This is a genomic window from Paenibacillus sp. FSL R10-2782 (assembly GCF_038592985.1).
Taxonomy (GTDB): Bacteria; Bacillota; Bacilli; order Paenibacillales; family Paenibacillaceae; genus Paenibacillus; species Paenibacillus terrae_C.
Genome location: NZ_CP151951.1, coordinates 4,858,953 through 4,884,488, shown reverse-complemented (window position 1 = coordinate 4,884,488; position 25,536 = coordinate 4,858,953). Strand labels below are relative to the sequence as shown.

General features: G+C 44.2%; 16 protein-coding genes and 1 pseudogene. 13 read left to right on the top strand and 4 right to left on the bottom strand.

Annotated elements, in window-relative coordinates:
• Nucleotides 1-15: 15 nt before the first annotated feature.
• From NST83_RS22490 to NST83_RS22465, 6 genes and pseudogenes are all read left to right on the top strand, one after another.
• Nucleotides 16-1,503, top strand: a complete 1,488-nt coding sequence (locus NST83_RS22490) for a serine hydrolase domain-containing protein (protein WP_342415717.1) — start codon at nucleotides 16-18, stop codon at nucleotides 1,501-1,503.
• A gap of 841 nt (nucleotides 1,504-2,344) precedes the next feature.
• Nucleotides 2,345-3,123 (top strand): annotated as a pseudogene (locus NST83_RS22485) (DNA-binding protein); the annotation flags it as partial.
• Nucleotides 3,124-3,950: 827 nt separating this feature from the next.
• The gene (locus NST83_RS22480; protein WP_137060480.1) at nucleotides 3,951-4,661 is read left to right on the top strand and encodes a hypothetical protein; all 711 of its coding nucleotides are present in this window, start codon (nucleotides 3,951-3,953) and stop codon (nucleotides 4,659-4,661) included.
• A gap of 67 nt (nucleotides 4,662-4,728) precedes the next feature.
• Complete coding sequence (locus tag NST83_RS22475) at nucleotides 4,729-4,998, top strand: hypothetical protein (RefSeq protein ID WP_342415716.1); 270 nt, start codon at nucleotides 4,729-4,731, stop codon at nucleotides 4,996-4,998.
• A 605-nt stretch (nucleotides 4,999-5,603) separates the two neighbouring features.
• Nucleotides 5,604-7,001, top strand: a complete 1,398-nt coding sequence (locus NST83_RS22470; protein WP_342415715.1) for a helix-turn-helix transcriptional regulator — start codon at nucleotides 5,604-5,606, stop codon at nucleotides 6,999-7,001.
• Between the two features lie 42 nt (nucleotides 7,002-7,043).
• On the top strand, nucleotides 7,044-8,447 hold the full coding sequence (locus tag NST83_RS22465) for a DNA-binding protein (protein ID WP_342415714.1): 1,404 nt from the start codon (nucleotides 7,044-7,046) through the stop codon (nucleotides 8,445-8,447).
• Between the two features lie 96 nt (nucleotides 8,448-8,543).
• Here the strand turns inward: NST83_RS22465 and NST83_RS22460 are convergent, their stop codons facing one another.
• Nucleotides 8,544-8,915, bottom strand: coding sequence for a helix-turn-helix transcriptional regulator (locus NST83_RS22460; protein WP_342415713.1), 372 nt, complete (start codon nucleotides 8,913-8,915; stop codon nucleotides 8,544-8,546).
• Between the two features lie 256 nt (nucleotides 8,916-9,171).
• On the opposite strand from NST83_RS22460, the gene NST83_RS22455 reads away from it, so the two are divergent.
• Together NST83_RS22455 and NST83_RS22450 are read left to right on the top strand one after the other, a co-directional pair.
• The gene (locus NST83_RS22455) at nucleotides 9,172-10,572 is read left to right on the top strand and encodes a DNA-binding protein (protein ID WP_342415712.1); all 1,401 of its coding nucleotides are present in this window, start codon (nucleotides 9,172-9,174) and stop codon (nucleotides 10,570-10,572) included.
• A 263-nt stretch (nucleotides 10,573-10,835) separates the two neighbouring features.
• Nucleotides 10,836-11,060 carry an aspartyl-phosphate phosphatase Spo0E family protein gene (locus NST83_RS22450; RefSeq protein ID WP_137060475.1) on the top strand — a complete coding sequence of 75 codons (225 nt, stop codon included), beginning with the start codon at nucleotides 10,836-10,838 and terminating at the stop codon, nucleotides 11,058-11,060.
• 234 nt (nucleotides 11,061-11,294) lie between these two features.
• Here the strand turns inward: NST83_RS22450 and NST83_RS22445 are convergent, their stop codons facing one another.
• The gene (locus NST83_RS22445) at nucleotides 11,295-12,107 is read right to left on the bottom strand and encodes a flagellar motor protein MotB (protein ID WP_137060474.1); all 813 of its coding nucleotides are present in this window, start codon (nucleotides 12,105-12,107) and stop codon (nucleotides 11,295-11,297) included.
• Nucleotides 12,091-12,918 carry a flagellar motor protein gene (locus tag NST83_RS22440; RefSeq protein ID WP_342415711.1) on the bottom strand — a complete coding sequence of 276 codons (828 nt, stop codon included), beginning with the start codon at nucleotides 12,916-12,918 and terminating at the stop codon, nucleotides 12,091-12,093. The genes NST83_RS22445 and NST83_RS22440 overlap by 17 nt, the downstream gene beginning before the upstream one ends.
• A gap of 208 nt (nucleotides 12,919-13,126) precedes the next feature.
• Here NST83_RS22440 and uvrB point away from each other — a divergent pair, with 208 nt between their 5' ends.
• The 3 genes from uvrB (at nucleotide 13,127) to NST83_RS22425 (ending at nucleotide 19,771) form a co-directional block, all read left to right on the top strand.
• Nucleotides 13,127-15,118: an excinuclease ABC subunit UvrB gene (uvrB, locus tag NST83_RS22435; protein WP_137060472.1), complete on the top strand. Its 1,992-nt coding sequence runs from the start codon at nucleotides 13,127-13,129 to the stop codon at nucleotides 15,116-15,118.
• A 169-nt stretch (nucleotides 15,119-15,287) separates the two neighbouring features.
• Nucleotides 15,288-18,149, top strand: a complete 2,862-nt coding sequence (gene uvrA, locus NST83_RS22430) for an excinuclease ABC subunit UvrA (protein ID WP_342415710.1) — start codon at nucleotides 15,288-15,290, stop codon at nucleotides 18,147-18,149.
• Nucleotides 18,150-18,565: 416 nt separating this feature from the next.
• Nucleotides 18,566-19,771: a hypothetical protein gene (locus tag NST83_RS22425; protein WP_342418023.1), complete on the top strand. Its 1,206-nt coding sequence runs from the start codon at nucleotides 18,566-18,568 to the stop codon at nucleotides 19,769-19,771.
• A 157-nt stretch (nucleotides 19,772-19,928) separates the two neighbouring features.
• Here the strand turns inward: NST83_RS22425 and NST83_RS22420 are convergent, their stop codons facing one another.
• Nucleotides 19,929-21,554: a nitrite/sulfite reductase gene (locus NST83_RS22420; protein WP_342415709.1), complete on the bottom strand. Its 1,626-nt coding sequence runs from the start codon at nucleotides 21,552-21,554 to the stop codon at nucleotides 19,929-19,931.
• Nucleotides 21,555-21,895: 341 nt separating this feature from the next.
• Here NST83_RS22420 and NST83_RS22415 point away from each other — a divergent pair, with 341 nt between their 5' ends.
• Together NST83_RS22415 and NST83_RS22410 are read left to right on the top strand one after the other, a co-directional pair.
• Nucleotides 21,896-23,137, top strand: coding sequence for a trypsin-like peptidase domain-containing protein (locus tag NST83_RS22415; protein ID WP_342415708.1), 1,242 nt, complete (start codon nucleotides 21,896-21,898; stop codon nucleotides 23,135-23,137).
• 48 nt (nucleotides 23,138-23,185) lie between these two features.
• On the top strand, nucleotides 23,186-25,099 hold the full coding sequence (locus NST83_RS22410) for a stalk domain-containing protein (RefSeq protein ID WP_342415707.1): 1,914 nt from the start codon (nucleotides 23,186-23,188) through the stop codon (nucleotides 25,097-25,099).
• Nucleotides 25,100-25,536: the final 437 nt, after the last annotated feature.

The window sequence follows — 25,536 nt, the reverse complement described above, 5'->3', positions numbered from 1 at the left end:
AGTAAGGACGTTACCATGAAAACTTTGGTGTTTTTACACTTGTGGAAAGCTGTAATTATAATTCCATTTACGATTGTCTGCTTGCTTATTCCGCTTTCGGTACATGCTCAACCTGCAGAGGAGAGTGTGGATACCGCTCATATCGACCAATTTGTGAATTCGGCGATGAATGAATTAAATATTCCAGGGGCTTCACTTGCAATCGTCAAAGAGGGTCGAATTGTTTATATGGAAGGATATGGGATATCGGGGCCGGATAGCTCTCCGGTGACGCCGCAGACACCTTTCGTCCTCGGTTCAACGAGCAAATCTATTACAGCCATGGCTGTAATACAGCTAGTAGAAAAGGGTAAAATTCGACTTGATGATCCGGTTCAATATTATTTGCCATGGTTTCGTGTAGCTGATCTAGAAGCTTCCAGAAGGATTACAATCCGGGAACTGCTAAATCAAACCAGTGGATTGTCTACTTATGCAGGGGAGAGTACATTAACAACGGGCGATGAATCCATCGAACAGCATATCCGGAGTCTAAAGCATGTCCAGTTGACTGCGCCGGTGGGTTCTGTATTTCAATACTCGAATTTGAACTACAACATTTTGAGCGGTGTCATCCAGGCTGCTTCCGGTCAATCGTATACGGAATATGTACAACAACATATTTTCAAGCCGCTCCATATGAAACATAGCTATACTTCGCCTGACGAAGCCCGAAAAGACGGACTGGCAACCGGGTATCAGCCTGTATTTGGCTTTATGCTCCCGACAAAGCAGCTTAATCATGAAGGTACTGTAGCTTCAGGGTATTTAATCTCTAGTGCCGAAGATATGGCACATTATTTGACGGCACAGATGAATGAAGGGCAGAATGGGCCCTCCCCTGTTTTGTCGGTAAAAGGCATTAGAACTTTACAAAAACCCATTGCTTATATGGGGGGAGGAAGCTATTATGCTATGGGCTGGGTTGTGGATAAGGAGGGTATTTCTCATAATGGCGCTACCGAAAATACGTATTCAAAAATGACAATTAATGAAAACTATGGAGTCATCCTGCTTGTCAATTCACTGGATTATTTGGACTTACAATCGTATGACAAGATCATGACTGGTATCAACGCTATATTGAATGGAGGAGAAATACCTCAAATTGGGATGTCAGACTTAGAGAGAACTATTTTTTTACTTGTGAATTGGGTCCTTATTACAATTCTCGCCATTCTTGCTCAGTCTGTATTCGGTTTGTTTAATTGGAAAACCCGTTCCCGAACGACTTCAGGGCGTTTGCTTCACATTGTAAGTATCCTTTTCTTCCATGTGCTGATTCCATCTCTGTTATTAATGACACTCCCCAAATTGCTGGTTCCTTGGTCTGTTATTAAACTGTTCTTACCTGGTCTGGGACATGTCATTTACTTTATTCTTATTTTATTGTTAGGTGTCGGTGTTGTAAAAACGGCGCTTGTGATGCGAACTATTCTAAAGAAAAAACATCATTTAGTATAATGGAAGCCTTCAAAGAAGAATCCACCATGAGTTACACTCATCTTAGCATAATCGCAAGAATTCCTGCATGGCAGAGTTAGAGCGCCCCAGCCATTGCACGCATTGGTCTGTTCGGTCAATCGCATTCTTCTCTTACAACCTGGGTAATAGCAGATGCTCTTCCTCCTGAAGTAAAAACCGTATTTTTAGATTTATTTGGAATGGACCAATACCGCCAAATGCACTTGAACGGTATGTTTCGACAAGATATCTATACTTGATGGGCCTTTGCCAACTCAGGCATCCAAACAGAAATAGTCCCGGGATTTTATATCAACAGGCGTTGGAAATACGTCTACACCAAGCTGCAGACAAAAAACAGCAGGGTGAACAGCTTACTTTTTATCGACATGATATCTCAGAAATCTGCCGAGAATCTGTCTACTGGAAATAAGACATCTGGGCTGACCTATGGAGAATTTTCAGAACCGGGCTGTTTCCAAATAGAACCGAACTTATGCATTTTAGTGAGAATTCTGATAATGAAAAGGAAAATACAAGCGGTAAATTATCACTGAAACCATCCATGCCATCTCAATTGAGTTATCAACTATAAATGAGCAAATTAGCTTCCAGTAGACTTTAAAAACAAAAAGAATAGAGACAAGGGTATCTCCTTGTGGTAAAAGGTAGTTACCACACCAACTCAAACCAAAGGAGAAACGACTATGTTTCATACCGATATCGCACCCGAACATGCCGCCATTCGCAACTAGTTGTCCCGGATTCGCCTACCCCTCTACTTTTCCAAACCGATTATGGCACATATTGAGACGTACATGGTCGCTTCGACGGTCAAAGGATTCCGGGGCAAAGGGGCTATAGTTTTAGCAGTTTTAGTAAAATCTCCGGTATTAACCGTGGCACATTCAGCGCCATGCTGAACAGCAACCCACCCAAGCCGATCTCCGTTCGGCAGATGGACCTGATTACCAAGGCGTTGGGGTATCCGGAAGGCTGGCTGTATGAGTTGTACATAGATGAATGCTTCTACGAAGGAAAAGGGCACTGGAAACGGATTAAGCCGTTTCTGTTGCGTTGTGTGGAATTAGGAAGACAGGACTTCATTCAAAAGGTTTTATTGAGGCTGACAGAGGATTTGTCCTATGTGCCGACCATATTTGAGCTTGCAGAAGAATTACACGCAGAAGGAAAGGAAAAGGAATCAGTTCCTTTTTATGAATGTGTAATCGAAAATGAAAAATATCGTCATTCGGAGCGGCTGGCTATAAGTCAATATAAAAGGTTTAAAGCTTATACAATGTATGACTTGGAAAAGAGTCTTGAGTTTGTATTGGAATTTACATCATATCGTAATTTGCTTCCTGAGCATTATCAGTTGGAGGCGATTCACAAGATCACAAATATATATTTTTACTTGCACAAATCTATATGGATAGACAAATAAGGAAGGAAAAAAGAAGAGCAGATCATTGCTCACGTGCAGAAAGGCACTTGGTATTTTACTACGGTTATGGATTCCTTTCTGTCTCAACAGCTTTACAAAAGAAAGGATATATTAAGGAGGCAAAGGCAGAGCTTGAGGGCTATGCAGATTTAGGCTGGTTTAAAGGGCTTGATATAGAAGGTGAAGCAGATGTAGAGCATCCTAAAAGGGCAAAAGGACACCCTTAATTATCTTTCATTATCCAAGCAAAGAAATTGGTTTAAGCCACCAGTTTCTATGGAGAGTCTTCAAAATCATATGCAATCAGATTAGGCCAATCATAAGGGATTGGTCTTTTATTGATTATTTTGTAAAAAAAGAAATGATATGTTTATTTTCATCGTTCTTGTAACACATCAAGAATTACAATTTCTTTAGAGCTGGTGGGAAGGAGGATAGGTTTTAAGATGAATAATCATGTATGATTTAAAGCAGTTGGCTCAGTGGATGAAGGAACTTGCTAAAAGGAACTCGCATTTTAACAAAGGAGCTAAAACCACTTGTTTGAAAGGAGTTCGTATTTTTTGACACATGAAGCAAGAACAACCAAGGGGATTTCCAAATCTAGGGCGGAAAAAACCACCACGCAAGATCTTGTTTGTGCTAATATAGCGGCCCCATTAGGAAGGGAGGAGATATAAAAAACTACTACATTTTTTGAGAGTGATTTCCTTTCAACAAAAATAAATACTAAATAAGAAGCAAGATAAGTGGAAATAAGTAAAAAAGAACCATTATGTTCTATAGAATGGCCATGCTTTAAACACTTTGTGGGGGATACTCTGCCCTTTGAACTAAAATAATTTTGAATAATTCATCCTTGTTTTCGCATATAAAAAAATTCGTAATATTTACTATAAATTAATGACTTAAATGTGTGGATGTTCAGGTTGTAGTGTAGTCGTTTGGGGGATGGGTTTTACTGAGTTTGAAAAAATATCTTGAATCGGAGGAATTATCTATGAAGAAGAATAGACTGGTTGCTACCGCTTTATCTTTTAGTTTGTTAGGAGCTGTTGTCGCGCCGAGTGCAATTTTTGCAAGTTCAAGTGTAAATGACTCTTTTCAAGAACAAAGCCAATCTCCTATTGTAACTTTACAGCATCTCGATACAGCAACATTGCAAAAGAATCTGGAAGCAGCCCAGGGTTTGGAGAAATATATTAAACCGGGCGCGGACGGTCTGCTCTACATTGACGAAGCTGGTAAGGATGTTGTCTCTAAAGAGGCTTACGAATATATTGCTAGTGGTGTTCAGATCATCAACGAATCTCTCAAAAGTGGACAAACCAAATTAGACGTTGAAAACCAAACGATTGTCCCGTCTGGACAAGCACCTATTCAACCGCAAAACGTAATCACACCTAATGCTTCCTCGAACTCGTATTGGTGGGGAGTAGCAATAACGATGTCACAAAGCGAAACCAAACAACTCTCCTATTCATTAAAGCAACAATCTAAAGGATATTTGACTGTTTCAGGTTTGGCTGCTGCAATAGGTGGTATTATGGGTCCTAATCCTATACCTTGGGCTGCCAGTGCCGCAGCTGCATTAGTATCTTTAGGAACAGACTTGGTTGCTTCAAGCTTGGACAACTATAACGGTTCACGCGGTACTACGCTCAATCTACACTGGTTGCCAGCTCCTTATTACACGGTTAATTCCAACTAAGATTTGCACTAAACACCTTACTTTTACTATAATATTGTATATACTGTAAAAGAAGGGGCAGGTAATTATGAACCCAATTTTTTATGTCACTGCTTTTCTGATGGTTTATGCTCTTTTGGGCGTTGCTGCTGTCCTGTTCATATTTAAGCGTTCAAAGCAGCCAGCACGAAGAAGTGCCCAATTCGTTGTTGGTCTCATTGGATTGGTGGCATTGTATGCGCTTATCAAAGCTTTTAGCAATGCTGGCAGCTCCGATTCATATCCTTATTTTGCCATATTGGTATTTGTGATTGTCGCAGCAGCAGCATCCAAGTATCTCAGAAGAAAAAGTAATTAGCTCCATACGCGCTCCTGCGGAAGCTCAATTTCCCCAGGAGCGTTTTATTCTGTTTTTCAGGGAACCGAGCTAAGACCAAAGAGAGAGAAGAGTAAAGGATTTATCCATTAAAGAGCTTATACAGGTATATGAGTTGTATAGCGTTAAAGAAGCGGTATGGGTGCTGAGTTCAAATAAAAGTGGTTAGGTTATATATGGCTATTGGAACACGGCAAGCTGGTCCAGAAGGAGCTGCTACTACGCTTGGGTGAACCTAAAGAGTCCCTAGTCAATTACATATGGGAAAGAGAAGAATAGGTCGTAGAAGCGGAGTGATCAGATGAACTGCGAGTAGCTCTTAATATTCTTGAAAAGGATCAGAATCGTGCGCCCAACTTTCAGGTTCAATCCATACTGGATGAAGGATTTAAACGTTATGTACTTCATTCACTTTTCAATTATCATGGGATTGGTTTAAAAAAGACTTCTTTCTAAGGCATCATAAATTAGAATGAGTATATAAACCATTTATTTCTCTTTTTTCACACTATTGTATTATTTTAAAAATGATTATAGGATGTATTTTACATAAAAAAGAAACATTATTTTCAATGAGGGGGATTGACATGGAACATACACCTACGATCCGCTCAAAGATAGAGACAGAATTGAAGCAAAGGGGCTATAGCTTTAGCAGCTTCAGTAAAATATCTGGAATTAACCGCGGCACATTCAGCGCTATGCTGAACAGCAACCCGCCCAAGCCGATCTCCGTTCGGCAGATGGACCTGATTACCAAGGCATTGGGATATCCCGAGGGATGGCTGTATGAGTTGTACATAGATGAATGCTTTTACGAAGGAAAAGGACACTGGAAACGGATTAAGCCGTTTCTGTTGCGTTGTGTAGAGTTAGGAAAAAGGGACTTCATCCAAAAGGTATTGTCGAGGCTAACAGAGGACTTGTCCTATGTGCCGACCATATTTGAGCTTGCAGAAGAACTGCATAAAGCAGGTAAGGAAAAGGATTCATTTCCTTTTTACGAGTGTGTAGTAGAGAACGAAAGATATTATCACTCGGAGCGGCTAGCGATCAGTCAATACAGATTGTTTTGTTACTCGCTTACCGAAGATTTAGAAAGCAGCTTACAGGCTGCTATTATTTTTAATTCGTTCCGCAAAAGTTTGCCAGAGAATTATCAGTTGGATGGATTATTAAAGTTAACTAATGTTTATTTCAACGCAAGTAATTGGGAGGCTGCAATAAAGTATGCGACAGAACTCCGTACACTGGCTATAAGTGTCTATCATCAACAGGCTTATAACCGTTCAAAAAACAGGCAACTAGATAGCTTCGATACTGAAAAGCCTCTAGTCGTATACTATGGTTTAGGGTATTTATTGCACGGAAATGCGTTGGAGAATCAAGGATTGTATGAAGAGGCTTTAAAATTCATTCCCTATTATGAAGATTTAACATGGTTTGAGGGTCTGGATGAAAATGGGCTGCAAGGGGTGAAAAGACTCCAATTATGGGCAAAGGCTAATCTTCTTAATTTAAAAGTTTTAATTGGAGAGGTCAGCAGTTTAGCATCTTATGTCGAGCTTTTAGAGCACAATCCCCAAGAAATTTCTCATGGATTAATCACTATTATAGAGTCGGCAAATAAGTACAATTTCTCTTTAGAAAGTATTCTAGATGTTTTCTCTGAGGAAATTGGCGACTATAAGAAATTCGTTTCAAAATCTTCACACTATCAAATAAGCACTCTTTTATGGAATTATTCTCGCTTGTATTTGGAACTTGCGCGTTACTATTTCAATACAGGCAGATATTCAGAAGCCATTGATAATATAATCAAAAGCCTCAGAGTATCTTCTCAATTAAATACGAAGAGTACATTCATTAAGGGAGTAACCTTGTTATTCGAAAAACTAACAGGCCATATTACGCATGAACAACTTGCAGAATATGAAAAAGTACTTGAAGAAGTGCGTTATGGTATGAAGCAAATGGTTCCCTAAACTAATATTTATCTTGTATCTGACCACACAGGGGGGATGAACATGGAACATACACCTACGATCCGCTCAAAAATAGAGACAGAATTGAAGCAAAGGGGCTATAGCTTTAGCGGTTTTAGTAAAATCTCCGGTATTAACCGCGGCACATTCAGCGCCATGCTGAACAGCAACCCACCCAAGCCGATCTCCGTTCGGCAGATGGACCTGATTACCAAGGCGTTAGGGTATCCCGAAGGCTGGCTGTATGAGTTGTACATAGATGAATGCTTTTACGAAGGAAAAGGGCACTGGAAACGGATCAAGCCGTTTCTGTTGCGTTGTGTGGAGTTAGGAAGACAGGACTTTATTCAAAAGGTATTGTCGAGGCTAACAGAGGACTTGTCCTATGTGCCGACCATATTTTCGCTTGCAGAAGAGCTACACGCAGAAGGAAAGGAAAAGGAAAAGGATTCAGTTCCTTTTTACGAGTGTGTAATAGAGAACGAAAGATACTATCACTCGGAGCGGCTAGCGATCAGCCAGTATAGACTATTTTCTTACTCTTTAAATAAAGATCTGGAGAATAATCGCCAACTGGCTATAAAGTTTGCTCCTTTTCGTAAGAATTTGCCTGAAAATCATCAATTGGACGCTCTGTTAAAGCTGGTAAACGTATACTTTCAAGCTTATGACTGTGAGACAACTATGCAATATGCGAAAGAACTTGAGGTAATTGCCACAAATGTTTATCAGCAGCAGATTCAAGTTAGATTAAAAAATCGTGAAGTTAAACCTCTAAATACAGAAAGACATCTAATCGTATATTTTGGTCAAGCTTATTTAATGCAGGGGAATGCCCGCGAAAAGCAAGGACTATATGAAGAAGCAATGGAATTCATACCTTACTATGCAGATTTGACTGGTTTTGAAGGACTGGATGAAATGGGAATTTTAGAGGCGAGGAAATTTGAAATGTGGGCAGAAGCAAACCGCTTAAATTTAGAAATTCTAATGGGAAATATGGTTAGTTTGCCTGCCTATGTCGATCTTCTTAAAAGTAATCCTGCAGAGATACTTCAGGGGCTACTAACCATTATGGAATCGGCCAATAAATACAATCACTCTATAGACGATATTCTGCTCCTTTTTGCAGAAAACATTAATGAGTTTAGGGACTTGCGTACAAATATTTCTTACTATCATACAAATTACAATCTGGTGACCTATTCCCGTTTTTTTCTTGAGCTTAGTCGCTACTATTTTAATAAAGGAAGCTACTTTGAGGCAATAGGCAGTATGTTGAATAGTCTCAAAGCATCCTCACAGTTAAACGATAAGGCTTACTATATCAAGTCCATTACGTTGTTGTTTGAGAAATATAAGGATCATTCGACCGAAGAACAACGGACAGAATATGAAAAAGTGATAAAAGCAGTGGAAAATAACATCAACCAAATGACTTCTTAGAACATAAAAGGGCTATGTAACCTACTAAGGTAGAGTAACATAGCCCTTTTGAAATATTATGTTCATGACCAATCGGGAAAAAATTAATTTTTTTCGTTATTCGCTGGACTCATTGGGTTTACTTGCTGTAGGTCCACTTTCTGAAGAGGTGAACAGTTCCTTCAATATCCGATATGCCTTATTTTGATCGGCTTCATTCTGTTGGGAGAGTAAATGAACACATTCCCATATCCAGGGCTGACTTCGGAGTTCTTCATATGGATTGAAGTCAAAAAATGCGAATACGTTTGTTCCCAAGGCTTCGGCTATTTTCTCCAGAGTTTTGATCTGTACATTGACCTCACCACGCTCCAACTTGCCGATATAGGAACCTGTTGAATCAGATGCTTCTGCAAGCTGTTCTTGTGTAATATCACGCAATTTTCGAAATTGGCGGATTTTTACTCCTATGAGTTTTGTTGTTTCCATAGACATCCACACTCCTATAGTATGAGTGTAGACAAAGGTAGATCAAGCGTGGAGGTAATTGCATTACCAAAATAGTATAATATTAAGTCCTTGTAGAGACTATTAAACACACATTAAATTCCAATATATATTGAAACGATGTAAAAAAGGGGTTGACCATCATCCAATTTATTCATATAATTTCTAGTATATTGTAATTGTTTGTCGAGGAGGGTGATTTTTTAAAATCATCTGAATACGCCGGGGGGTGTTTTTATTGGAAAATGCAACCACGATTCGTTCGGAAATTGAGAAAGAATTAAAACTTGGTGGTTACACTTTTAATAGTTTTGGACAAGCTACGGGTCTTAATCGGGGCATATTTAGTGCCATGCTTAACGGAAATCCGCCTAAACCTATTTCCGTTAGACAAATGGATTTAATCACTAAGGCACTGAATTATCCCGAAGATTGGTTGTATGAATTATATGTGGATGAATGCTTTTATGATGGAAGACCTCATTGGAAAAGGGTTAAACCATTTCTGATTCGTTGTGTTGAGGTGGGAAATCTGCGGTGCGTGGAGAAGGTACTTTCACGGCTGATGGAGGATCTTAACCACATTCCAACTATCTTTACTTTAGCAGAAGAACTTTACGAAGCAGGAAAGTTACAAGAGGCGATTCCCTTTTATGAGTGCGTGATTGAGAATGAAAAATACCAGCACTCAGAACGCTTGGCGATTAGTCATTATAAATTGTTTGTTGCATCGGTAGGCCAAGATATGGAGAGAAACTTGGAAGCCGTACTGAGATTTATTCCTTATCGAAATCGCTTACCAGAGAATTATCAATTAGATGGAATTTTAAAAATTATCAATACTTATTTTTACTTACATAAATGGGACAGCGTAGAGAAATACGGAGATGAGTTGTGGACTCTTGCCAAAACTGTTTATTTAAATCGATATGAGAATAATGCTAAAAGAAGAGTTAAAGATGACTATAAAACAGAGAAAAATCTTGTTTTTTATTATGGATATGGCTACCTATCTAAATCTACAGCTCTTCAGAAAATGGAAATGTTTGAGGAAGCACAATCCTATATACAAAACTACGCTGATTTAAGTTGGTTTAAGGGACTTAATTCGGAGGGAGAGCAATATGTAAAGATGTTTAGTCTTTGGGCAAAGGCAAACTCTTATACACTGGATATGCTCTTAGGAAAGAGAGAGGTACTAGGTGAATATATTACTTTTCTCAATCAACACCCAGAAGAAAAATTATCTGGCCTTTTAACTATCTTGGAATCAGCCAATATGTACAAATTTTCTGTAGATTCTGTGCTTGAAAGTTTTTCAGCAGAGATTGAACAATTTAAATATCTTGATGACGTAAAGAATAGAAACTACTATTGTTGTTTTTTATATCAAAGGGCAATTTATGAGTATAAGAATAACAGATTTGAAAAAGGTACAAACTCTGTTCTGGACTGTCTTGCTTTATCATTAATTAGTCGGAATGATAGCGACTTTAAGCAATGTGTTGCATTATTTGAAGTCTATAGAGAGTTTGCGACTAGTGAGCAAACGAAAAGATATGAAAATATAATTAAGGAGGTGAATATCTATGAAAAAAGGTTATTCGATGGTACTAGCCTTAGGTATTCTATTCTTTAGTATATTCCCTTTATATTATCCAATTAATGCAGAGCATTCTGATAGAATCATACTATTTAATCATGGTATGGGTTAAGTTTCATAGATGGACATAAGATTCATGAAAAAAAGTTCACACTCTCCAGGCCGATCCTAAGGGGTTGGCTTCTTTGATTTATTCCGTTAAAGGGATGAAATGGGTTTTATTATATTATTAACCTGTAGGGAAGGTATCAGCTTGTAAACTAACTGTAAATACCATACCAAACAGGAGGTTTGTTGATGTGAAATTGAAAGAATTGGAGGATTGCATCGAAGAAAAGCGTAAAGAATTAAATGATTTGGCGAAAGAGGTGGGATTGAAGGATCGACAGGTGTTGACCAAGTCTATGGAGTTGGATCGGCTCCTTAATTTGTACAGCGATTGGAAATATAGCTACCACAAGCAAAGCATCTCCACAACTTCACCAGTGCAAGAGAAGCAACACGAATTTGCCTTATCTTATTGATTTCCAGCATCATGACCAGGCTTTACTTAATTTCATCTTGGGCTTCAAATACATAGTGGGGATATAGACTTAAACAAAATAATCTCTCTCGTATCTCGTACGCCGCTCTATACAACGCTGTTCGTACGGTTTATTGTTCTGCGCCACATCAGAGCGGAAGCCATCTAGAACGATGATATCTATCTAAAAAAACCTCCCGGTTCACGTTAAGTGTGACTAGGAGGTTTTTGGCATTTACTGTTGAAGCTGGCGCAGTACGGTAATTTCGACACGGCGGTTTTTTTGTCGTCCGGCCTCGGTGGTATTATCTCCAACTGGTCGGGTATCGGCATAACCTGCGTATTGAAATTCTGTAGGAGATAATCCTTCTCTGTCTAGAAAGAATCGAAGCACGGATAGCGCCCGCGCCCCGGAAAGCTCCCAGTTGTCCTTGTAGGTCGAAGCGTTCGAAGCGCGTGTGAACGGAATATTGTCCGTATGGCCCTCGATGCTGATCGGCGTTCTTAGATCCCGGAACAGACTGGCCAGCTTGGATAACGTGTTTGCAGAGCCTTGCTTGAGTGCAGCCCTGCCCTGATCGAATAAAAAGCGGTCGTTCAGGGTGATGACAATACCGCGCGGCTGATCTGACACGAAAATCTGATCTTGCAACTTATTATCCGAAATATACTGCTCAATGACGCTCATCAGATTTTGCAGTTCTTTTTCCTGCTTGCGAAATGCCTGCTCACGTTCGGTCAGTTTGGTCGGTCCCGCTGCTTTGTTATCGGATGAAGGTTGCTTGGCTGTGGGCGGATTCTTACTTGTGTAACGGTCAGCAGTACCCGTAATCCCTGAACCTTGCTCCAAAATAGAATTGCCTTTATGGAACGTATCCTGTAGGGATTGAACAACGACATCGTATTTTTTCGCATCCAGGCTGCTCATAGCGTACATTACTACGAAAAAAATGAGCAGCAGTGTGATCAGATCGGCGTAAGTAATCATCCAGCGGTCACGATGGTCTCCGCCTCCTTGCTGCCCACGGCGCTTAGCGCGCGCTCTCATGGAAGTCCTCCTTTGGAGTAGCATCCTCGGAACGTGAGCGACGAGGCGGCTTATGATCCAGATTTTGCTCTGAGCGGATGAAGAACTCCAGTTTTTTGCGTACAAGCTTCGGATTCTCTCCGTTTTGGATGGCGAGAATGCCTTGCAGCAGTAAATCCATCGTGACCATTTCACTTTCGCTGCATGCTCTGATCTTGGATGCGATGGGCAGGAAAATCAGATTAGCGCTGGCAACGCCGTATAGTGTAGCGATAAAAGCGACGGCAATAGACGGTCCAAGCGCTGTTGGCTCAGTCAGGCTGCCGAGTACATGGATCAGGCCCATCACAGTACCGATAATCCCCATCGTAGGGGCATAGCCGCCTGCGGATTCAAATATTTTGGCATATCCTTCGTGCTTATGCTCAATGGTATCTAATTCAAGTTCCAGAATTTGCTTAATTTGTTCCTGCTCGGTTCCGTCAATGACCAGTTGAAGACCTTCGCGCAGAAATGCATTTGGATGCTCTGACGAAATACGCTCCAGCGCAAGGACCCCGGATCGGCGGGAGGTGGCTGCCATGGAAACCAAATCTTCAATATATTGCTCGGAGAGATTCTCCTCACGGCTAAAAGCCATCCGAAGGGCCGCAGGTATGCTCTTTAGTTTAGAGGCGGGATAGCTGATAACAACTGCTGCGAGCGTTCCGCCAAACACAATCAGAGCCGATGTACCCTGAAGCAGCCCTGTAAATTGTCCGCCTTCCCATAAGAAGCCACCGATTAATGCTATGATTCCGGCGATGATGCCCAACACGATGGTGATATCCAAAATTTAATTCACTCCTATTCAAGACTTATCGTTTGCATCCAAGGTAAGAAAGAGGTATAATACGGGAACAAACATTCTTATCCAACCATATTTCCCAAGTATCATTGCTCGGGAAATATCGACATAGGTTTACAGGTAAAGACGTTTCAGCTCGACTGTTGTAGAAACATGATGTTTTCATTTTAGACGATAAGGGTGATGCAGGGCAATGAGTGATATCGTTGTTAGCGACAAGACTTTTGAAATTCAGTCGGAATTCCAGCCTCAAGGCGATCAGCCTCATGCCATTCTTGAACTGGTAGAGGGGATTACACAAGGAAAAAAGCATCAAACGCTGTTGGGTGCTACGGGAACGGGTAAGACGTTTACCATCGCGCAGACGATTGCCAAGCTGAATCGGCCTACGCTGGTTATTGCACATAACAAGACTTTGGCTGCCCAACTGGCGAGTGAGTTTAAGGAGTTTTTTCCGAATAACTCTGTCGATTATTTTGTCAGCTACTATGATTACTACCAACCGGAAGCATACATCCCGTCTTCCGATACGTATATTGAGAAGGATTCCAGCATTAATGAGGAGATTGATAAGCTTCGCCACTCGGCCACAAGCTCTCTGTTTGAGCGTCGTGACGTTATTATTGTAGCGAGTGTCTCCTGCATTTATGGTTTGGGTTCGCCGAAAGAATATTCAAGCCTGCTGCTCTCGCTTAGAGTCGGTATGGAGAAACCCCGCAATCAGATTTTGTCCCGCTTGGTCGATATTCAATATCAGCGGAACGATATCAACTTCGTGCGGGGTACTTTCCGTGTACGGGGGGATGTTGTTGAAATATTCCCGGCTTCCCATGGGGAACACGCTATACGGGTAGAACTGTTCGGGGATGAAATTGAACGGATCACCGAGATTAATGTGCTTACGGGTGAATTGATCGGTGAACGTGATCATATTGCCATTTTCCCTGCATCTCACTTTGTTACTCATGAGGATACGATGAAGGTAGCACTGGTCAACATTGAACGTGAGCTTGAAGAACGGTTAGTGGAGCTGAAGGAACAAGGGAAGCTGCTGGAGGCACAACGTTTGGAGCAACGTACCCGCTATGATATCGAGATGATGAAAGAGGTTGGTTTTTGTTCCGGCGTCGAGAATTACTCAGGTCCACTGACATTCCGCGAGCGGGGGGCGACACCATATACGCTGATGGATTATTTTCCAGATGATATGCTGATCGTGATTGATGAGTCTCATGTTACGTTGCCGCAGATTCGGGCGATGTATAATGGTGACCAGGCACGTAAGAATGTACTGGTGGACCATGGTTTCCGTCTGCCATCTGCGCTGGATAATCGCCCGCTGAAGTTTGAAGAGTTCGAGGACAAGGTGAGTCAGATCGTCTACGTATCAGCTACACCAGGCCCCTATGAGCTGGAGAAATGCGAAACGACTGTGCAACAGATCATCCGACCTACAGGACTACTTGATCCCATCATTGAGGTTCGTCCAAGCAAGGGACAGATCGACGATCTCATTAGCGAGATACGGCTTCGTATGGAGCGTGAGGAGCGGGTACTGGTCACCACGCTTACCAAGAAGATGTCTGAGGATCTGACCGACTATTTAAAAGAAGTGGGTATCAAGGTCCGGTATATGCATTCCGAGATTAAGACACTGGAGCGGATGGCGATTTTACGGGACCTCCGTTTGGGTACCTTTGATGTATTGATTGGGATCAACCTGTTACGGGAAGGTCTGGATTTGCCAGAAGTATCGCTGGTGACGATTTTGGATGCGGACAAGGAAGGTTTCCTGCGTTCCGAACGTTCACTCATCCAGACGATTGGACGGGCAGCGCGGAATAGTGATGGTCGTGTTATTATGTACGGTGACAAAATTACGGATTCTATGGATAAAGCGATAAAAGAAACCGAACGCCGCCGTGCGATTCAAATTCAATATAATGAAGACCACGGCATTACCCCGCAAACGATTCGTAAAAAGATTCGTGATGTCATTGAAGCGACCAAGGTGGCAGAGGCACGTAATGATTACCTTCCTGGCGAGACGGGTAAACTTTCCAAGAAGGAGCGTCAGTCACTGATTCAGCGGTTGGAAGCGGAAATGAAGGATGCTGCCAAGAATCTACAGTTCGAGCGCGCCGCCGAGTTGCGTGACGCTTTGCTGGAGCTGCGGGCTGATTAAGCTTTCAGGGGCGGCTAGTAGCGCAAACACATTGAAAATGAAATGTATGATTGCTTTTGAAAATAGAGAGGGCGGCCCATGTGGTCGTTCTCTTTGCGATATATCACTTGCATGAGGTATTCCATCGCAATATAGCATGACGTGAACTATGGCTAAGGAGATGAAACATTTGGCGAATGAAAGCATCATCATCAAAGGCGCTCGGGCGCATAATCTCAAAAATATTGACGTGACCATCCCCAGGGACAAATTTGTCGTTCTGACGGGGCTAAGTGGCTCAGGTAAATCGTCACTGGCTTTCGATACGATCTATGCAGAAGGACAACGGCGTTATGTGGAGTCTTTATCCGCGTATGCGCGTCAGTTCCTGGGGCAAATGGAAAAGCCGGACGTGGATTCCATTGACGGACTGTCACCTGCGATTTCCATTGACCAAAAGACTACGAGCCGTAATCCGCGTTCTACTGTCGGTACGGTTACAGAGATTTATGACTATTTGCGGCTGTTGTTTGCCCGAATCGGTCACCCTCATTGTCCTGAACATGGCATTGAAATTACATCACAAACGGTTGAACAAATGGTAGACCGCATTTTGCAATACCCTGAAAAGACAAGGCTGCAAATATTGGCCCCATTGGTTTCGGGACGCAAAGGGGAGCATAAAACGCTGTTTGCGGATATTGCCAAGCAAGGCTTTGTACGGGTGCGTGTCAATGGCGAATTGCGTGAGCTATCCGAAAAGATCGAGCTGGAGAAAAACAAGAAGCATTCCATTGAAGTGGTTGTAGACCGGATCGTAGTGAAGGAGGATGTGCGTACACGCTTGTCCGACTCTATTGAGACAGCATTGAACCTTTCAGGAGGTCAGTTGCTGGTGGACATGATGGGGCAAGAAGAGCTGCGCTTCAGTTCTAATTTTGCCTGCCCGATCTGTGGTTTCAGTATAGACGAGCTGTCGCCACGGATGTTTTCTTTTAACAGTCCGTTCGGTGCTTGCCCGGATTGTGACGGATTGGGCGTTAAAATGGTGGTCGACCCCGACCTGCTCATTCCTGACCCGGAGAAAAGTGTAGAAGATGGAGCATTTCAGGCATGGAGTGGAGGAACCTCCACCTATTATCCGCAATTTTTGCAGTCTGTATGCGAGCATTATAGTATTCCACAGAACATTCCTGTCAGCCAACTGACCACGGAACAAATGAACACCATACTACATGGAACGGGTGACCAAAAGATCCGATTCCGTTATGAAAATGATTTTGGACAACGCAAGGAAGCCTATGTGACCTTCGAGGGAATTATCCCGAATCTGGAGCGTCGCTATCGTGACACAGCTTCTGACGGTATCCGTGAATTTATTGAAGGATTTATGAGCGCAAAGGCGTGTAACACCTGTAAGGGACATCGTTTGAAGAAAGAAACCCTGGCGGTGACTATTCAGGAGCGTAACATTGCCTATGTAACTGATTTGTCCATCGGCGAGGCGTCTCAATTTTTCAAAACGCTGGTGTTGAGTGAGAAGGAACAGTCCATTGCCAATCTCATTCTTAAGGAAATTAACAGCCGTTTGGGATTCCTCGTTAATGTTGGATTGGAGTACCTGACCTTAAGTCGTGCAGCCGGCACGTTATCCGGTGGTGAGGCACAACGCATCCGGTTGGCGACACAGATCGGTTCCAGCCTGATGGGTGTACTGTATATTTTGGACGAGCCAAGTATCGGGTTGCACCAGCGGGATAATGACCGCCTGATTAGTGCTTTGGAGCATATGCGGAATCTCGGGAATACGCTGATTGTGGTGGAGCATGACGAAGATACGATGATGGCAGCCGATTATATTATTGATATTGGGCCGGGAGCTGGAATCCACGGCGGGATGATCATGTCACAGGGTACCCCGCAGGAAGTTATGGAAGACCCAAATTCCCTGACAGGGCAATATTTGAGCGGGCGCAAGTTCATTCCGGTCAATACCGAACGGCGCAAGCCTACGGATAAGTGGCTGGAGGTACGCGGGGCTAAGGAGAACAATCTCAAAAATTTAAATGTTAAAATCCCGTTAGGTGTTTTCACGGCTGTTACTGGCGTATCCGGTTCCGGGAAGTCAACGCTGATCAACGAAATCCTATACAAAACACTGGCGCGTGATCTGAACCGGGCGAGAGTGCGTCCGGGTAAGCATAAGGAAATTCGCGGACTTGAAAATATCGATAAGGTCGTTGAGATTGATCAGTCTCCGATCGGCCGCACGCCACGTTCCAATCCTGCAACTTATACCGGAGTATTTGATGATATTCGTGATTTATTTTCAAAAACAAATGAGGCTAAGGTCCGTGGCTATCAAAAAGGTCGCTTTAGCTTTAACATTAAGGGTGGTCGCTGCGAGGCCTGCAAGGGCGACGGCATTATCAAGATTGAAATGCACTTTCTGCCGGATGTGTACGTTCCGTGTGAAGTATGCAAGGGCAAACGCTATAATCGGGAAACCCTTGAAGTTAAGTACAAAAGTAAAAGTATTGCCGATGTGCTGGAGATGACGGTAGAGGATGCGACAGAGTTTTTTGAAAATATTCCGAAGATTCATCGCAAGATTCAGACGCTGCTGGATGTAGGCCTGGGATATATCAAGCTGGGACAGCCTGCGACTACCTTATCCGGGGGCGAAGCGCAGCGTGTGAAGCTGGCTTCCGAACTGTATCGTCGCAGCACGGGTAAGACGATTTACATCTTGGACGAGCCGACTACGGGGCTGCATGTTCATGATATTGACCGATTGCTGACGGTACTGCATCGTCTGGTTGATTCGGGAGAGACTGTACTGGTCATCGAGCATAATCTGGATGTGATTAAAACAGCCGATTATCTGATTGATTTGGGACCGGAAGGCGGTAGCGGCGGTGGAACGATTTTGGCTGCTGGAACACCTGAGCAGCTCGTGAAGGTCGAAGAATCCTATACAGGACGGTATTTGAAGCCGATTCTTGAACGGGATACACAGCGCAGCCAGGCGCTCCAGACAGCCGATCTGTAGACATATTTAATATAAGTCTTGTAAGCCCCACACAGGTATGAAGGTAGAATGCGAATTAGCGTATTCATTCCCTTGTCTTGGTGGGGCTTTATTTTGTGAAAATAGAGAACTTTTATCCAAATCTTGCGTTAAAGCATGTGACACTTAGTTTACCAAGCGCTGGAATAATAAATCTATACGTATATTCATCGGCAGAAAGTCTCGGAGTAGTCTCCATTTTGGAGTTTCAAATGTTTGGGCTAGGGCTTGAAGAGGTAAATATATAACCGATAATTGTATAGCATCGCATGAAGTTCCGTGCCCACGTGACAACCATTACAAGTTGAAGCGCAGCCATCTGTAGTGTTATCACATCTAAGGTTTTTAAAAACATCTCTGAGGTAAAGTCATGAAGGGAGCTGGAACGTTTGAAGGGAATGCGAAACGATTTTCTACGTACACATGTTTATTCATGGACAGCAGGAGTTGCTTTAGCGATATTGGTCATGGGGGTTAGCGCTGTTCCGTCTTATGCATCCGAGGTGTCCGAGGCGGCTGTGCCCAAGCAGGCTGAAATTGAAACCAGCGCAGCGATTGGAAGCTTTGAGGATGAAGAGAACCCTCATAATTATATTCAATCGGCATCGAATGGTGGATTTCTGGTATTGAACATCGAAGACAGCAACGAGGCAAGCGTGGTGCATGTCACGTATGGCAAGCTGGACAGCTCGCTGGAGGATGTGTGGAAACATGAGCTGGATCTGAATGTGCAGTCTGGGGCAGATAGTAGAGGAGTCCAGCGGGAAACGTCGGATGGTGGCTCGCTGTTGCTGATCGACTATACGAAGCCGGATGGGATAAGGGAGCTGCAAGCCTCTCGGTTAGATGATGAAGGGAATGCCATATGGTCCAAAATGTTACAAACAGAGGGTCTGGTATCCCGTGGAAAGGACTCTCTTATAGGATTGGAACCGCTTGCAGATGGAGGATTTCTTGTATCCTCTCTGAACCGGGTGGAGCAAGCATTCACCGTATTCAAATACTCTGAAACTGGTGAGGAGCTGTGGAAACGGACGAAGACCGGAGTGACTTCGGGTTGGCTGGTCGGGAATCACGATGGATATTATGCACTTATGAACAGTCCTCATGGCCCGGTAGGAGTACAGGCAGATGTGTACGGACAAGAAATCCGTAACATCCATTTTGACTTGGGCATGGGTAAAGACATTGCAGAAGTACGTGAGTTGCCTGGAGGCCATATTGCAGTGACAGGGCTTAAAGGGAACAGCAAGCGTACACAGATTTTGAGCAACGGATTTCAATTGTTCGGTGATACTGAGGATTATCCGACTGACCGGGTATATCTGCCGGAGGAGCAGGTGTACGTCCAGTTTAGTGACCGATATGATCCGCTGGGAAGCACCACAAAAATGCATGGGATCACCATCACTGGCTTGAAAGGAAACGGAACGAAGGTTTGGGAAACCACTACCCATTACAAGGAAGACAATTCCTTCGGCATCCGATATGACACAGGACTCGTATACAAAATACCGACAGGCTATGCAGTGGTGACATCCACATCCGGCGGCGCTCGTAAGCCGGTCATGCTTGATTTCGCTAAAATTTTGATTCCGGAATAATCCGGTGTCTTTTTTTCGAAAGCACAGCAGAGAGCCTTTTGTAGCCATGTTATGACCACAAGAAAATAGCCTGCTTGTATGCGAAATACAAACAGGCTGCCTTGGAAGGCCTATTAGGTTAAGAGAACATATTATAGAAGAGCCTTACTTACAAGCCTCAGGAAGCGACGGTGCTGGACTGCAAAATAGCAGATAGCTTTTCCTGAAAAGTCGGAATGCCTACCCGTTGTACATACGCATAAAAAGTTTCACCAGCATTTCGATTTTCTTTGTAAAACAGAATCAGTTCTGCCAGCACAGGGCCGACCTGATCACCACGTACGCGGCCTTTGAGTGCTTTATTGAACTGGGCACCCGGTCCAAGCGTTCCGCCGACAGCAATGTCGAACGCGTCGACCATGCCTTCGGGTGTCTTAATAAGCGAGCCTTGCAGACCGATGTCTGCAATATGCTTGTGTCCACAGGAATTCGGGCAGCCGATGAAATGAATGCGCACTTTTTCATCCAGCTCTATGTGCTGATCCAAATACTCGGCAACGTCAACCGCCCGCTTTTTAGTCTCCACAATCGCCAGATTGCAGAATTCATTCCCGGTACATGAAACTGTACGGCTCATAAAATGCTTGGGCTGTGGCGTCAGGCGTTGCAGCACAGGAGCCTGTAGTAATTCATTCACCTGGTCGTCCGGCACGCCGCTCAGCAAAATATTTTGTGACATGGTGGTACGAATCTGTCCATCACCATAGCGGTCAGCCAGCTCAGCCAGCTCATGCAGCTCGTCAGCAGCCAGACGGCCGACTGGCACGTTTAGACCGACATAGTTTAGACCCTGTTGCGCTTGTGGATGCACACCGTCAAAGTAGGCTGCTTGCCAGCCGATCGTTTTATCCTCGCCCCGGCTGGGCATTTCGCCGATATACTCGGTGAGCTTGGCTAAAAACTTTTCCGGGCCCCAATCGGCGATGAGGAACTTCAGGCGGGCATGATGTCGTTTTTCCCGATAGCCGTAATCCCGGAAAATGGTAGTGACTGCAATGGCAACCTTCAAAACTTCATCAGGACGGACAAACAGGTCCAGCGATTGCGCCAAATGTGGCTTGGCGGATAAACCTCCACCGACCATCACATGAAAGCCGATGATTTCTTCCCCGTCGATGACTTTAGTAGCTGGCGTAAAGGACAAATCGTTAATTTCAGCCTGCGCGTTATTGTACGTATTACCGGAGATGGACATTTTGTATTTGCGCGGCAGATTGGAGAAGTCCCTATTTAATAGAAAAAAACGGTTGACTTCATCCACAATGTCCTTGGTGTCGACCAATTCATTCGGATCAATGCCGGCGAGTGGATTGCCAACAATCGTACGCGGGCAGTCGCCGCAAGCCTCAAAAGAGTACAAATCGACTTTTTCCAGCCGCTTGAAAATATCAGGTAAGTCTTGAACCGTCAGCCAGTGAAACTGAATAGCCTGACGGGTGGTGACATCAACGAGGCCGCGTCCGTACAGCGTGGCTATGTCCGCCAATGCATGTGCCTGCGCTGATGTCATGATACCTGTGTTGATGCGGACACGCATCATGAAATGACCATCCTTGGGCTTTTGCTGATAGACACCAGCCCATTTGAAACGGTCCATATCGTCCGCAGAGATCGAATCGAAGCCTTCGCTCGCATAGTTTTCGATAATGGTGCGTATGACGTCGAGACCGTCCTTTTCCAGCTTGGCAAATTCAAATTTGTTCAGTTTATCGGGATGAGCGGTCCAGATTGGTTCGTAAGCCATCCATTTGCCTCCTTCATAAGCATTGTTTGCAGGGATTCAAGATTATACTTTTATTTCCGACAATAGAACTAAGATATAATGTGATGGTATCATAGTTGGAAGTGCCCGTAAATGAAGGAATGACCCAAACGCTATAACGATTATTTATCGTTTTTGCTTATTTTCTTGATATAAGGATTTGGTAATTTTATAGTATAAATGACATGAGGGGTCATGTAAGCGGCAATTATAGCTTTTTTAGAAAAAGATAGGGCTTAAAGCGATTGTATGCGTGTCTCCTCTATGGTAGATTTGGACTAACTGATAGAACAGGGTCATGTTAGAGAGGAAAAGGTGAACATATGCGTAAGATGGGGAAAAGGGCGGTCATACTGGCTTTGGGTAGCGCTTTGTGTGTATCTGGAACAGCAGGTGCAGCCAGCAGCGGAACCGCTTTGAAGGCAAAGATCATTAACGGCGGAGTCTATGTGAATGTAGGCGATGTGAATAAAGCATTAGGAACCAGCGGCGCGTATAACAGCGCAAATGGTACATATACGTTATCGACCGATCGTGTGCCGCAGGTGGTTAAAAACGTATCTCCCTCTGTGGTAGGCATTATCGGCCGCTCAGCAACGGGACAAGCCGTATCAGGCGGGGATCGCTACAACCTTGCTCACGGCACAGGGGTCATCATTCGGGCGGATGGATGGATTGTCACGAATGCCCATGTCATTGAAGGATTAAATGATGCTGTGGTCGTGACATCGGATGGTAAATCTTACGGTATTACAGATAGCTACAGCGATCCGGTCAGTGACTTGGCATTGGTTAAAATCAAAGCAAGCGGCCTCAAGCCTGCTACCCTAGCAGGCTCACCGAATAACCTTCAGGTGGGAGAGCAGGTAGTGGCTATCGGAACGCCTATCTCTTTTTCCCTGCGTAATTCGGCAACTTCGGGTGTCGTCAGCGGATTGAACCGTGGCGTCAACGCTGCCTATCGTCTCATCCAAAGCGATACCGCAATCAATCCTGGTAACAGCGGCGGTCCGCTTGTAAACCTCAAGGGCGAGGTAATCGGGATCAATACAATGAAATTTTCGGCTGTCGGTATTGAAAATATGGGCTTTTCGATTCCTTCAGATACGGTGAAGTATGTGATTGCTCAATTTTTCAAGTATGGTGAGGTTCGGCGTGCGAGTCTTGGTCTAGGATTGGAAGAGAGCTGGTCGGCGATCGTGGGGCTGCCTACGGAGGACCCTTTGAAAGTCACAAAAATTACTTCGGCTAGTGCTGTTCAGGCCAAAATCAAGGAAGGCGACGAGTTGTATAGCATAAACGGCAAGCGTGTGGCTTCCACTATCGACATCAACGAGTTGCTTAAAAGCTATCAGCCGGGTCAGACGGTGAGCTTGCTCATGCAGACGGACGGCGATATTGTAAAACGCAAGTTGGTACTGTCACAGGATAATGGCGAAATCTATGAATCTATTCAGGGCGGAGAGGATTCCGGGGACTCGGATGAGTCAACTGGTGATGGCAATGTAGCGCCTTCCAAGGAAGCATCTGAGTCAGTCCAACAGGCGACCGTTACAGGAAAGTAATTGAAAACGGAGCGTTATGATATCAAATATAGCTAGAGGGAGATTATTGTGAAGCATATTCAAAGAAAAATGATGCATAAGCTGGGAGCTGGCGCTGTTGCGTTGTCCGTTCTGCTATCTGCTTTGCCGGCAGTTGCGGCGGTCAGTGATAAAACGATCTTGGAGCTACGCCTGCAAGGCGGCAGCAACACAGCCATCGTGAACGGTCAGAATGCCAATATTGCAAAACCCTATTCGAAAAGCGGTGCACTGATGGTTCCGGCTGGTGTGTTCAAAAAAGCATTTAACAGCAAAATTCGGCTGGCTGAAGATAATGTGGTCAAAATTAGCAGCGGCGCTCACGTCGTATCGCTGACCATCGGAAGCCGCACTGCCTGGGTGAGAGGTCACAAGGTGACACTTCCGGCTCCGCCGGAAATGTCGTCAGGCATCTTGATGGTTCCGTTGCGGCAAGTAGCAGAGGGTCTCGGAGGCAAGCTGGAGAAGAATGGTGCGGGAATTATCATTCGGATGGAGGCGCAAGAAGACGCAGGCAAGGTAGCGGAAGAGACGCCGAGCATTGATAATGATGAGGGCAAGACGCAGATCGGGAACAGCTACTACGATTGGTCCATGAACTATCCGACAGGACTGGTCATCGGTCAGGGTGGCGGGGATGAGAGTATCTCTACATTCATGGACGAGAATAGTGCGTATTATATGGAAGTGCATACGGCTTCACAGCCGGTTCCGTTGAATGCGGACGACCTTCTCCAACAGTTGGTGCAAACCGCCAAGGAGACGGGAGAAATCGTTGTAGATCGAAAATCCTTCCCGAAATCGAAGGTACCTTATGCGCGTGTCATTACGAAGGATGGAGACGGCGTGCTGTGGGAAAACCGTCAGTATTATGACAACGGGCGACTGTATGTCATTTATTTTTCCGATGCCAAAGCAACGAATTATAAGGATCTCTCACAGTATGCGGGTCTGTTAAATTCCTTCAAAACTTCCTTCAATGCACAGGATAAAAGCATTAAAGATCTGTCCACCGTTGTAGGGGGCACACGAGAGGCTGGAAATCCGGACTATGGTGTGTCGCTTAGCATACCGGCAGGCTGGAAAATGGACGACCAGCGGATGCAGTACGAAAGCAATGATGGATCGAGTTTCCGCTTGAAGGTGACCTCAGCTCCGGCTGATGCCAAGTTGGAAAACTGGAGTCAACAGCTGCAAAAGTGGCTGAGCGATTCATTTGTATCTACAGCTTATGAGGCCCAGAAGACGTATCCACTGGAGGTTGCGGGGGTTCAGGGGCTGGTTCAGGAGTATCGATACAATTTTGGCGACGGATGGGTTAAAGAATACAGTGTGCTGATTCAGCAAAATGGATATCGCTATCTGGCTGAATACGCTGTGCCGGAAAAAGTGAGCAAAGGGAATGATCAGTTCAATGCGCTCATTTCCTCGCTTCAAATCGACTTCCAAACTGTAGCGAGCAACTTCGGACAACTGGAAGAGGACGACTATCTGGCAGACAAAACGAAAACGGTCAAAAAGACCTCCAAAGCCTATGAGTACACGGTGAATATTCCACGATACTGGACAGCGATCAGCGACCAGTTTGAATTGGGTGATGTGGAGTACCAGTTTACCGGAGGAAGCTTCTCCATCAAAGTCGATAATGGCAAATCGTTCGAGTTAACGGTATCCCAGCTCAAGGACTTTTACGATAAGCAGGGTAAAAGCTACAAAAACCTCAAGGTTGAAGAGGTTAAGGACGTGACGTTTGCTGGGGTTTCGGCAGCTTCCTTTACATTCCATCGCGTGGAAGAAGGCATTGGCTACACAGGACGTCAAATCGTTCTGGAGCGTGACGGAAAAACGTATACCGTGACAACGACGCTGAATGACGCGAACAACACGGGCGTGCAGTCTAATGCACTGGATTCAACGCTGAATTCGTTTATGTTTGTGAAGTAGAGGGTGTAGGGAAAAGATTAGTGAGTTATGGTGGGGAGAGCGCTGCGCGGGCCATTTGATCCTTCGAGCGCTGACGCTTCTCCGGATTCAAATGGCCCGCTCCGCTGGCACCCGCCATAAGATCGCCAATCTTTTTAAAGTGTGAGCAGAGAAGAGCAAAGGCAGCACGTTTTACTAGGTTGCCTATCCTACCTACTTTTCCTTTTTTTAAGAAGTAGTCTGAGCAGCGATATTTACTTCGCTTCTTTCTAGTTTTATATGACTCACCTCCAACGCACTGCTTGACGGATATGGAGGTGTTTTTTTGTTTTCAGTATGATATTCTTGCTAGGAATCGCTTGGAAAGTGTAGAAGCTTGGGGCGCAGTCTGGTACACTAGATTAGTTACAAGATAAGAATGATTATGCCGCAGATTTGTGATGCGGATTTTTTGAGTT

Excerpts from the sequence above, each read along its gene's own strand:
- NST83_RS22480 (WP_137060480.1), top strand. The coding sequence starts at position 3,951 with ATGAAGAAGAATAGACTGGTTGCTACCGCTTTATCTTTTAGTTTGTTA.
- uvrB (WP_137060472.1), top strand. The coding sequence starts at position 13,127 with ATGAGTGATATCGTTGTTAGCGACAAGACTTTTGAAATTCAGTCGGAA.
- NST83_RS22460 (WP_342415713.1), bottom strand. The coding sequence starts at position 8,915 with ATGGAAACAACAAAACTCATAGGAGTAAAAATCCGCCAATTTCGAAAA.
- NST83_RS22420 (WP_342415709.1), bottom strand. The coding sequence starts at position 21,554 with ATGGCTTACGAACCAATCTGGACCGCTCATCCCGATAAACTGAACAAA.
- NST83_RS22425 (WP_342418023.1), top strand. The coding sequence starts at position 18,566 with ATGCGAAACGATTTTCTACGTACACATGTTTATTCATGGACAGCAGGA.
- NST83_RS22445 (WP_137060474.1), bottom strand. The coding sequence starts at position 12,107 with ATGAGAGCGCGCGCTAAGCGCCGTGGGCAGCAAGGAGGCGGAGACCAT.
- NST83_RS22465 (WP_342415714.1), top strand. The coding sequence starts at position 7,044 with ATGGAACATACACCTACGATCCGCTCAAAAATAGAGACAGAATTGAAG.
- NST83_RS22475 (WP_342415716.1), top strand. The coding sequence starts at position 4,729 with ATGAACCCAATTTTTTATGTCACTGCTTTTCTGATGGTTTATGCTCTT.
- NST83_RS22490 (WP_342415717.1), top strand. The coding sequence starts at position 16 with ATGAAAACTTTGGTGTTTTTACACTTGTGGAAAGCTGTAATTATAATT.
- NST83_RS22470 (WP_342415715.1), top strand. The coding sequence starts at position 5,604 with ATGGAACATACACCTACGATCCGCTCAAAGATAGAGACAGAATTGAAG.
- NST83_RS22415 (WP_342415708.1), top strand. The coding sequence starts at position 21,896 with ATGCGTAAGATGGGGAAAAGGGCGGTCATACTGGCTTTGGGTAGCGCT.